Raw genomic sequence first — 10,788 nt, forward strand, 5'->3', positions numbered from 1 at the left:
GTCCCCGGTTCCTTCTGGGGGCAGCGCCCATCGGACCTTCGCCTCCGAGTCACGGAAGCTCCCCTGAGATCAAGACCAGGGGCACTCGTGGGCGCATCGAACACCACAGAGGAGTACGCGTGCCGCTCGACGCCGCTACGAAGAAGCAGATCATGTCCGAGTTCGCCCAGAAGGAGGGTGACACCGGTTCCCCCGAGGTTCAGGTCGCCATGCTCTCCCGCCGGATCTCGGACCTGACGGAGCACCTCAAGACGCACAAGCACGACCACCACTCCCGTCGTGGTCTGCTGATCCTGGTCGGCCAGCGTCGCCGCCTCCTGCAGTACCTGGCCAAGAAGGACATCCAGCGCTTCCGCGCCCTCGTCGACCGCCTCGGCATCCGCCGCGGTGCCGCCGGCGGTGCCAAGTAAGCACGCTGTGAGAGGGAGCGGCGCCCACTTCCCGGGGGCCGCTCCCTTTGCCGTACGTGCGCTACCGGGGGCAACCTCAGTAACCTGGACGTGGGCACCACAGGCAGTACCGCACCACCCGTACCACCGCACCACCCGCACGACGCGACACAACTGAACGGCACGAGGAGAAGCGCACTCCCGCAGCCGCCGGTCCTCGGTAGTGGCACCCGGGAAAGAACGCCCGGGGGCTTCGATCGAAGACCGGCCCGCACACCAGGTGCGCTTCTCCACGCACCGTCCTCCGCCACACGGGCGGGAGGACGAAAGACGATGATGACGACGAGTATGGAGAAATCACTAGTGGAGAACGAGACCCACTACGCCGAAGCCGTGATCGACAACGGCACCTTCGGCACCCGCACCATCCGCTTCGAGACGGGCCGCCTGGCCAAGCAGGCCGCCGGCTCCGCCGTCGCGTACCTGGACGACGACACCATGGTGCTGTCGGCCACCACCGCTTCCAAGCGGCCCAAGGACCAGCTCGACTTCTTCCCCCTCACGGTGGACGTCGAGGAGCGGCAGTACGCCGCCGGCAAGATCCCCGGCTCCTTCTTCCGCCGCGAGGGACGCCCCTCCGAGGACGCGATCCTCACCTGCCGGCTGATCGACCGGCCGCTGCGCCCCTCCTTCAAGAAGGGCCTGCGCAACGAGATCCAGATCGTCGAGACGATCATGGCGCTCAACCCCGACCACCTGTACGACGTGGTCGCGATCAACGCCGCCTCGGCTTCCACGATCCTGGCGGGTCTGCCCTTCTCCGGCCCCATCGGCGCCACCCGCGTCGCCCTGATCAAGGGCCAGTGGGTCGCGTTCCCGACGCACACCGAGCTCGAGGACGCCGTCTTCGACATGGTCGTCGCGGGCCGTGTCCTGGAGGACGGCGACGTCGCGATCATGATGGTCGAGGCCGAGGCCACCGAGAAGACCTTCCAGCTCGTCAAGGACGGCGCCGAGGCCCCCACCGAGGAGGTCGTGGCAGCCGGTCTGGAAGCCGCGAAGCCCTTCATCAGGTCCCTCTGCAAGGCGCAGTCCGAGCTGGCCGCCAAGGCCGCCAAGCCGGTCGGCGACTTCCCGGTCTTCCTGGACTACCAGGACGACGTCCTCGAGGCCCTCGCCAAGGCCGTCTCCACCGAGCTCGCCAAGGCGCTCACCATCGCCGGCAAGCAGGACCGCGAGGCGGAGCTCGACCGCATCAAGGACATCGCGGCCGAGAAGCTCCTCCCGGCCTTCGAGGGCCGCGAGAAGGAGATCTCCGGTGCCTACCGCGCGCTGACCAAGAAGCTGGTCCGCGAGCGCGTCATCAAGGACAAGGTCCGCATCGACGGCCGCGGCGTCACGGACATCCGTACGCTCGCCGCCGAGGTCGAGGCCATCCCGCGCGTGCACGGCTCGGCGCTCTTCGAGCGTGGCGAGACCCAGATCCTGGGCGTCACCACCCTCAACATGCTCCGTATGGAGCAGCAGCTGGACACCCTCTCCCCGGTGACCCGCAAGCGCTACATGCACAACTACAACTTCCCGCCGTACTCGGTGGGCGAGACCGGCCGCGTGGGCTCGCCCAAGCGCCGCGAGATCGGCCACGGAGCGCTCGCCGAGCGCGCCATCGTCCCGGTCCTGCCGTCGCGTGAGGAGTTCCCCTACGCGATCCGCCAGGTCTCCGAGGCGCTGGGCTCCAACGGCTCGACGTCCATGGGCTCGGTCTGCGCCTCGACCATGTCGCTGCTGAACGCCGGTGTGCCCCTCAAGGCCGCCGTCGCCGGTATCGCCATGGGCCTCATCTCCCAGGAGATCGACGGCAAGACCCACTACGTCGCCCTCACCGACATCCTCGGTGCGGAGGACGCCTTCGGCGACATGGACTTCAAGGTCGCCGGCACCAAGCAGTTCGTGACCGCGCTCCAGCTCGACACCAAGCTCGACGGCATCCCCGCCTCGGTCCTGGCCGCCGCGCTGAAGCAGGCCCGTGACGCGCGTCTGCACATCCTGGACGTCATGAACGAGGCCATCGACGTCCCGGACGAGATGTCCCCGAACGCCCCGCGGATCATCACCGTCAAGATCCCGGTGGACAAGATCGGTGAGGTCATCGGCCCGAAGGGCAAGATGATCAACCAGATCCAGGAGGACACCGGCGCCGACATCACGATCGAGGACGACGGCACCATCTACATCGGTGCCCAGCAGGGCTCGCAGGCCGAGGCCGCCCGCGCTACGATCAACGCGATCGCCAACCCGACCATGCCGGAGGTCGGCGAGCGCTACCTGGGTACGGTCGTCAAGACCACCACCTTCGGTGCCTTCGTCTCCCTCATGCCCGGCAAGGACGGTCTGCTGCACATCTCGCAGATCCGCAAGCTCGCCGGTGGCAAGCGCGTGGAGAACGTCGAGGACGTGCTGGCCGTCGGCTCCAAGGTGCAGGTCGAGATCGCCGAGATCGACTCCCGCGGCAAGCTCTCCCTGATCCCGGTCGTCGAGGGTGAAGAAGACGAGAAGGACGACGCCTCCAAGTGACGTCCCGTAGTTCCGTGACGACGGCCCGCGCCTCCTCGAAGGCGCGGGCCGTCGCCCGTACCCAAACGCTTCTCAAGGGCACCAACGGCATCGGTACGGTCCGCCGTACGGTGCTCCCCGGCGGTCTCCGTGTCGTCACCGAGACCCTGCCCTCCGTACGCTCCGCCACCTTCGGGATCTGGGTCAACGTCGGCTCGCGCGACGAGACTCCGGTCCTGAACGGCGCGACCCACTACCTCGAACACCTCCTCTTCAAGGGCACCGGCAGGCGCAGCGCCCTGGACATCTCCTCCTCGATCGACGCGGTCGGCGGCGAGATGAACGCCTTCACGGCGAAGGAGTACACCTGTTACTACGCGCGGGTCCTCGACACCGACCTGCCGCTCGCCATCGACGTCGTCTGCGACATGCTGACCGGCTCGCTGATCAGGGCCGAGGACGTCGACGCCGAGCGCGGAGTCATCCTCGAAGAGATCGCGATGACCGAGGACGACCCGGGCGACTGCGTGCACGACCTGTTCGCGCACACGATGTTCGGCGACACCCCCCTCGGCCGCCCGGTGCTCGGTACCGTCGACACGATCAACGCGCTGGACCGGGGCCGGATCGCCCGCTTCTACAAGAAGCACTACGACCCCACCCACCTGGTCGTCGCCGCAGCCGGCAACGTCGACCACGCCACGGTCGTGCGCCAGGTCCGCAAGGCATTCGACCGGGCCGGCGCGCTCTCGCGCACCGACGCCGTGCCGATGGTCCCGCGCGACGGCTCCCGCGTCCTGCGCACCGCCGGCAAGGTCGAGGTCGTGGGCCGCAAGACCGAGCAGGCGCACGTCGTCCTCGGTATGCCCGGCCTCGCCCGTACCGACGAACGCCGCTGGGCGCTGGGCGTGCTCAGCACCGCTCTCGGGGGCGGCATGAGCTCGCGCCTCTTCCAGGAGGTCCGCGAGAAGCGCGGCCTGGCCTACAGCGTGTACGCGTACACCTCGGGCTTCGCCGACTGCGGCCTCTTCGGCGTGTACGCGGGCTGCCGCCCGAGCCAGGTCCACGACGTCCTCAAGATCTGCCGCGACGAACTCGACAAGGTCGCGGCCGAGGGCCTGCCCGACGACGAGATCGCCCGCGCCATCGGGCAGCTCTCCGGTTCCACCGTCCTCGGCCTGGAGGACACCGGCGCCCTGATGAACCGCATCGGCAAGAGCGAGCTCTGCTGGGGCGAGCAGATGTCGGTCGACGCGATGCTGGCGGAGATCGCGGCGGTCACGCCCGACGACGTCCGCGCGGTCGCCGCCGAACTGCTCGGACAGCGCCCCTCGCTCTCGGTCATCGGCCCGCTCAAGGACAAGCAGGCGGACCGCCTCCACACAGCGGTCTCCTAGGCCGTGCTGTCAGGCGGGCTTCGACGACCCGTAACCCTCTCCCTTCGATCAAGGAAGCAGAGCACATGAGCAAGCTGCGTGTGGCCGTCATCGGCGCCAAGGGCCGCATCGGATCGGAAGCGGTACGGGCCGTCGAGGCCGCCGAGGACCTGGAGCTGGTGGCCGCTCTCGGCCGGGGCGACGCGCTGGAGGCCCTCACGGACGCCGGCGCCCAGGTCGCGGTGGAACTCACCCACCCCGACGCGGTGATGGACAACCTGGAGTTCTGCGTACGCAACGGCATCCACGCCGTCGTCGGCACCACCGGCTGGACCGACGAGCGCCTCGCACGCCTCACCGGCCTGCTGGACGAGTCCCCGGCGACCGGCGTGCTCATCGCGCCGAACTTCTCCGTCGGAGCCGTCCTCACCATGAAGTTCGCCCAGGCTGCCGCGCCCTGGTTCGAGTCGGTGGAGGTCATCGAACTCCACCACCCGAACAAGGCCGACGCGCCCTCCGGCACCGCGACCCGGACGGCCCAGCTCATCGCTGCCGCCCGCGCGAAGGCCGGACTCGCGCCCCAGCCGGACGCCACCGCGACCGGGCTGGAAGGCGCCCGGGGCGCGGACGTGGACGGCGTCCCGGTGCACTCCGTACGGCTGCGCGGGCTCCTCGCGCACCAGGAGGTGCTGCTGGGCGGCGAGGGCGAGACCTTCACCCTGCGCCACGACTCCCTGCACCACAGCAGCTTCATGCCCGGCATCCTGCTGGGAGTCCGCCGCGTGGTCACCACTCCCGGCCTCACCTTCGGGCTGGAACACTTCCTCGATCTGAACTGACGGTCCCCGCCATGCGCGCAAAGATCTCGTACTTCGTCACCGCCGCCGTCCTGGTCTTCTACTTCGTCCTGGCCGGCAGCAGGGGTCTGCTCCTCATCCGGCACGGCACCCTGATCACGGTCACCTTCGGGGTGGCGGTGCTCATCCTGCCGGTGATCGGCGTCTGGTTCCTCTGGAAGAACACCCAGTTCGTGGCGAGAGCCAACGCGCTCGCGGCCGAGCTGGAGGCGGAGGGCGGGCTGCCCGTCGACGAGCTCGTGCGGACCCCGTCCGGCCGGATCGACCGGGATTCCGCCGACGCGGTCTTCGCCCGCCGCCGGGAGGAGACCGAGGACGCGCCGGACGACTGGCGCTGCTGGTTCCGGCTGGCCGTCGCTTATCAGGACGCCCGCGACACGCCCAGGGCACGCAAGGCGATGCAGCGCGCCATCGCCCTGCACGCCGACAAGCCGGTACGCGCCGCCTAAAGGCCGTGGCCGATCATTCCCGTCGGGCGGGCGAATGATCGGCCACGGCCCGGCGGTGCCGTACCGGCTTGTCACCCCGGATCACCGGGGGTCGCGCGGGAACGTCTCGAACGGGGAGCGAACGGGAGCGGCGCCTCAGCGCCGGTACTCGTCCGCCCACGCCTCGATGGAATCCGTGGCGCGGTCGAACGCCTCGGACCGGGACAGGAAGTCCGCGTCGTGGTCCGTCATCAGCGGCGGCAGCGAGCCGTCGCCCCGACGGGCCACGATCAGGGCCTGTCCCTGCACGGTCCGGGGAAGACCGAGCCATTTCACCGGCTGCTGGACCGTACGGACCGTTCCGGTCCGGCTCCATGCCACCGTGGTGGTGCGGAAGAAACCGACCCGGCGTACGCCGTGCCGGCTCACCCAGGCGCCGACGCGCAGCAGCCGCAGCGCGCAGGCGATCACCACCGCGGCGAGCGTCATGCAGAGCAGTGCGCCCGAAGGCTCACCGGCCACACCGATGATCATCGCCGCGAAGAGGACGAACGACGCCAGCAGCAGCAGCCCCGCCGCCGCCGAGACCCGCCAGGGCCCGGGACGGTAGGGGCGCCGCCAGCTGTCGTGATCGTCGAACGGCAGCGCGACGTCCTCCGCACCCGCGTCGAACGCGCGGTCGGCCGTCAGGAAGGGCAGGGGCACGACTGATCCTCACTCACAAGCACGCTCGATATTGCTGTGCCCGGTGAGGCTACCGACGGCCTCCCGCTCCGACCACCCCAGGGGGCCGTACGAGTCAGCGATCCTGGGACGCTTCGGACTTCTGGTGGTGTGCGGGTGCCTGGTCGGGATCGAGCGCGGGCAGCCCGAAGAGGAGCGAGCCCACGAGACCCGCCACCACGACGAGCCCCACGAGGGAGCGGCCCGCCAGCTCGGAGACGCTGGCGCGTTCCCGGGGCGGCGGAGTGACATTGCTGCGGAACCGCTCGGCCTCGGCTACGAATGAGAACGGGACGGATTCACGCCGGCGGAACATGAGGAAAATCTCCTTGGGGCTGAGCGAAGAGAGCTGTGGTGAACGTGCTGCTGCAGTGTCAGACGCGCGGAACGCCGAATCGGTGCCCCATCTGCCGGTCCGTTCGGAGTTTTCCCCGGACCGGGCGCGGTACGCGGCCCCGTAGAGTGGACGCCGCCCGAGCGAAGCAAATGGAAGGACCCCGCCGGTGACCGACACCCCCGAGCCCGCGAAGCCCAGTTTCCGCAGCGATGTCACCGTCGAACTGGTGAAACACGCCGCGGGCGATGCCGACGTCCTGTTCGCCGCCCGCGTGTCGACCGCGGGGGAGCAGTCGCTGGAGGAGGTCACCAAGGATCCGGAGCGTTCCAAGGGTCTCATCAATTATCTGATGCGCGACCGTCACGGCAGCCCTTTCGAGCACAACTCGATGACGTTCTTCATCAGCGCCCCGATCTTCGTGTTCCGCGAGTTCATGCGGCACCGAGTCGGCTGGTCGTACAACGAGGAATCGGGCCGTTACCGGGAGCTCCAGCCCGTCTTCTACGTCCCCGGCGAGTCGCGCAAGCTGGTCCAGCAGGGCCGCCCCGGCAAGTACGAGTTCGTCGACGGCACCGAGGCGCAGGCGGACCTCACGGGACGCGTCATGGAGGACTCGTACCGCCAGGCGTACGACGCCTACCAGGAGATGCTCGCCGCCGGTGTCGCCCGTGAGGTGGCCCGGGCCGTCCTGCCCGTCGGCCTCTTCTCGTCGATGTACGCCACCTGCAACGCGCGCTCGCTGATGCACTTCCTCGGCCTGCGCACCCAGCACGAACTGGCGACGGTTCCGTCCTTCCCGCAGCGCGAGATCGAGATGGTCGGTGAGCGGATGGAGGAGCGTTGGGCGCGTCTCATGCCCCTCACTCATGCCGCCTTCAACAAAAACGGACGGGTAGCCCCGTAGGCGGTGTCCGTATTGCGGCGTTTCATGAAGTTCATCTAGGCTGATCAAACGGACCCGGCACTGCTTGAACCCCCGAGCAGGCAGTGCCGGGTTCCACGATCGACGTTCCCCTGGGGGACATCCCGGGCCGAGCAACGAGTAGCGTGTTCCCCATGGCTCCGATCTCCACTCCGCAGACCCCCTTCGGGCGGGTCCTCACCGCTATGGTCACGCCCTTCACGGCGGACGGCGCACTCGACCTCGACGGCGCCCAGCGGCTCGCGACCCACCTGGTGGACGCCGGAAACGACGGCCTCGTCGTCAACGGCACCACCGGCGAGTCGCCCACCACCAGCGACGCGGAGAAAGACCAGCTCGTACGAGCCGTACGCGAAGCGGTCGGTGACCGCGCCCACGTCGTCGCGGGCATCGGCACCAACGACACCCGCCACAGCGTCGAGCTCGCCCGCGCCGCCGAGCGAGCGGGAGCCCACGGCCTCCTCGCGGTGACCCCGTACTACAACAAGCCGCCGCAGGAGGGCCTGCACCGGCACTTCACCGCGATCGCCGACTCCACCGGCCTGCCGGTCATGCTGTACGACATCCCCGGGCGCAGCGGCGTACCGATCGAGACCGAGACCCTGGTCCGGCTCGCGGAGCACCCGCGGATCGTGGCCAACAAGGACGCCAAGGGCGACCTCGGCCGGGCCGGCTGGGCCATCGCGCGCTCCGGCCTCGCCTGGTACTCCGGCGACGACATGCTCAGCCTCCCGCTGCTCTCGGTGGGCGCGGTGGGCGTCGTCTCCGTCGTCGGCCACTTCGTGACCCCGGACATGCGGGCGCTGATCGAGGCGTACCTCGGCGGCGACGTGCAGAAGGCCATCGAGATCCACCAGAAGCTGCTCCCCGTCTTCACCGGGGTGTTCCGCACACAGGGCGTCATCACCACGAAGGCCGCCCTGACCCTCCAGGGCCTCCCGGCCGGCCCGCTGCGCCTCCCGCTGGTGGAACTCACCGCACAGGAGACGGCACAGCTCAAGGTCGACCTGGCCGCCGGTGGGGTAGAGCTGTAACCACGGACTTCACAACTGAATACGCGAGGAAAGCTCGCACGCGTTCATCCCCTGACAAGAGCAAGTGCACGAATGACACACGCGCCACGTGCCCAAGCGGTACGTGGCGTGCGTGGTAAGGAGAGTCTTTTGAGTCATCCGCATCCCGAACTCGGTACGCCGCCGAAGCTGCCGAAGGGCGCCCTGAGGGTCACCCCTCTCGGCGGCCTCGGCGAGATCGGCCGCAACATGACGGTCTTCGAGTACGGCGGCCGCCTGCTCATCGTCGACTGCGGCGTCCTCTTCCCCGAAGAGGAGCAGCCGGGCATCGACCTGATCCTGCCGGACTTCACCACGATCCGGGACCGCCTGGACGACGTGGAGGGCATCGTCCTCACGCACGGCCACGAGGACCACATCGGTGGCGTGCCGTACCTGCTGCGCCTGAAGCCCGACATCCCGCTGATCGGTTCCAAGCTCACGCTCGCGCTGATCGAGGCGAAGCTCCAGGAGCACCGCATCCGCCCGTACACCCTCGAGGTCATCGAGGGACAGCGGGAGCGCATCGGTGTCTTCGACTGCGAGTTCATCGCGGTCAACCACTCCATCCCGGACGCCCTCGCGGTCGCCATCCGCACTCCTGCGGGCATGGCGGTGGCCACCGGCGACTTCAAGATGGACCAGCTCCCGCTGGACGGCCGGCTCACCGACCTGCACGCGTTCGCGCGGCTCAGCGAGGAGGGCATCGACCTGCTCCTCGCCGACTCGACGAACGCCGAGGTCCCGGGCTTCGTCCCGCCGGAGAAGGACATCTCCAACGTCCTGCGCACGGTCTTCGCCAACGCGCAGAAGCGGATCATCGTGGCGAGCTTCGCCAGCCACGTCCACCGCATCCAGCAGATCCTGGACGCGGCCCACGAGTACGGTCGCCGGGTCGCCTTCGTCGGCCGCTCGATGGTCCGCAACATGGGCATCGCCCGTGACCTGGGGTACCTCAAGGTACCGGCCGGGCTCGTCGTCGACGTCAAGACGCTCGACGACCTCCCGGACGACGAGGTGGTCCTCGTCTGCACGGGTTCGCAGGGGGAGCCCATGGCCGCGCTGTCGCGCATGGCCAACCGCGACCACCAGATCCGGATCGTCCAGGGAGACACGGTCATCCTGGCGTCGTCGCTCATCCCGGGCAACGAGAACGCGGTGTACCGCGTGATCAACGGCCTGACCCGCTGGGGCGCCAACGTCGTCCACAAGGGCAACGCCAAGGTGCACGTCTCGGGCCACGCCTCGGCCGGCGAGCTGCTGTACTTCTACAACATCTGCAAGCCGAAGAACCTGATGCCGGTACACGGCGAATGGCGCCACCTGCGGGCCAACGCCGAGCTCGGCGCGCTGACGGGTGTCCCCAAGGACCACATCGTCATCGCGGAGGACGGCGTGGTCGTCGACCTCATCGACGGCAAGGCGAAGATCGTCGGCAAGGTCCAGGCCGGCTACGTCTACGTGGACGGGCTCTCCGTCGGCGACGTCACCGAGACCTCCCTCAAGGACCGCCGCATCCTCGGTGACGAGGGGATCATCTCGGTCTTCATCGTGGTCGACACCAACTCCGGCAAGATCGTGGGTGGCCCCCACATCCAGGCGCGGGGCTCCGGCATCGAGGACGCGGCGTTCACCGCCGTCGTGCCGAAGATCGAGGAGGCATTCAACAAGTCGGCCCAGGACGGCGTCATGGAGCCGCACCAGCTCCAGCAGCTGATCCGTCGCTCGGTGGGCAAGTGGGTCTCCGACACCTACCGCCGGCGCCCGATGATCCTCCCGGTCGTCGTAGAGGTCTGATCTCACCGGCAGCCCCCCTGGAGCGGGGTGCCTCGATTTGCATCGAGGCACCCCGCTCCAGTACGTTTGGATCTCCTCCGAGCGGGAAGCAGGTCGCGCACTCGTGCGCGGAAGCAGGCCCGGGTCGGGTCGGATCGGAAATTCCGACTCAGAATCTCTGATAACGTCGGACCCGCCGAAAGGCAAAGGCCTCCGACAGGCCGCCGGAATTACTTTCGGACCGGAAACGGAACGGAAACAAGTCTGGTAAGGTCGGACTCGCCGGAAAGGGAAACGCGAAAGCGAAGAACTGGAAAGCGAAAACCGCTTGACCCGCTTCGACCGGGAATCGGACATGAAAGTGTCTGATAGAGT

The 10,788-nt window shown here is 68.6% G+C and carries 10 protein-coding genes; 8 read left to right on the forward strand and 2 right to left on the reverse strand.

Annotated elements, in window-relative coordinates; translation table 11 throughout:
- Positions 1–119 precede the first annotated feature (119 nt).
- The 5 genes from rpsO (at position 120) to ACFYPN_RS21890 (ending at position 5,624) form a co-directional block, all read left to right on the forward strand.
- The gene (gene rpsO, locus ACFYPN_RS21870; protein ID WP_003965855.1) at positions 120–410 is read left to right on the forward strand and encodes a 30S ribosomal protein S15; all 291 of its coding nucleotides are present in this window, start codon (positions 120–122) and stop codon (positions 408–410) included.
- A gap of 342 nt (positions 411–752) precedes the next feature.
- The gene (locus tag ACFYPN_RS21875; RefSeq protein WP_358756821.1) at positions 753–2,963 is read left to right on the forward strand and encodes a polyribonucleotide nucleotidyltransferase; all 2,211 of its coding nucleotides are present in this window, start codon (positions 753–755) and stop codon (positions 2,961–2,963) included.
- Positions 2,960–4,339 carry a M16 family metallopeptidase gene (locus ACFYPN_RS21880; RefSeq protein ID WP_389300245.1) on the forward strand — a complete coding sequence of 460 codons (1,380 nt, stop codon included), beginning with the start codon at positions 2,960–2,962 and terminating at the stop codon, positions 4,337–4,339. The genes ACFYPN_RS21875 and ACFYPN_RS21880 overlap by 4 nt, the downstream gene beginning before the upstream one ends.
- Positions 4,340–4,404: 65 nt before the next feature.
- Positions 4,405–5,157 carry a 4-hydroxy-tetrahydrodipicolinate reductase gene (dapB, locus tag ACFYPN_RS21885; RefSeq protein ID WP_358756791.1) on the forward strand — a complete coding sequence of 251 codons (753 nt, stop codon included), beginning with the start codon at positions 4,405–4,407 and terminating at the stop codon, positions 5,155–5,157.
- Positions 5,158–5,168: 11 nt separating this feature from the next.
- On the forward strand, positions 5,169–5,624 hold the full coding sequence (locus ACFYPN_RS21890) for a hypothetical protein (protein WP_358756793.1): 456 nt from the start codon (positions 5,169–5,171) through the stop codon (positions 5,622–5,624).
- A 135-nt stretch (positions 5,625–5,759) separates the two neighbouring features.
- Here ACFYPN_RS21890 and ACFYPN_RS21895 read toward each other — a convergent pair whose 3' ends face one another.
- Together ACFYPN_RS21895 and ACFYPN_RS21900 are read right to left on the reverse strand one after the other, a co-directional pair.
- A complete protein-coding gene (locus ACFYPN_RS21895) occupies positions 5,760–6,308 on the reverse strand; it encodes a hypothetical protein (RefSeq protein WP_358756795.1) in 549 nt (182 codons plus the stop codon).
- A gap of 94 nt (positions 6,309–6,402) precedes the next feature.
- Positions 6,403–6,642, reverse strand: a complete 240-nt coding sequence (locus ACFYPN_RS21900) for a hypothetical protein (RefSeq protein WP_358756797.1) — start codon at positions 6,640–6,642, stop codon at positions 6,403–6,405.
- Between the two features lie 187 nt (positions 6,643–6,829).
- Between ACFYPN_RS21900 and thyX the strand changes: the two genes are divergently transcribed.
- The 3 genes from thyX (at position 6,830) to ACFYPN_RS21915 (ending at position 10,434) form a co-directional block, all read left to right on the forward strand.
- Positions 6,830–7,567, forward strand: a complete 738-nt coding sequence (gene thyX / locus ACFYPN_RS21905; protein ID WP_389300250.1) for an FAD-dependent thymidylate synthase — start codon at positions 6,830–6,832, stop codon at positions 7,565–7,567.
- A 152-nt stretch (positions 7,568–7,719) separates the two neighbouring features.
- A complete protein-coding gene (dapA, locus tag ACFYPN_RS21910; protein ID WP_358756801.1) occupies positions 7,720–8,619 on the forward strand; it encodes a 4-hydroxy-tetrahydrodipicolinate synthase in 900 nt (299 codons plus the stop codon).
- A 129-nt stretch (positions 8,620–8,748) separates the two neighbouring features.
- Entirely contained in the window at positions 8,749–10,434 is a 1,686-nt protein-coding gene (locus ACFYPN_RS21915) for a ribonuclease J (protein WP_358756803.1), read from the forward strand.
- The last annotated feature ends 354 nt before the right edge of the window (positions 10,435–10,788 follow it).

The organism is Streptomyces sp. NPDC005576 (assembly GCF_042871745.1).
In the GTDB taxonomy this organism is placed as follows: Bacteria; Actinomycetota; Actinomycetes; order Streptomycetales; family Streptomycetaceae; genus Streptomyces.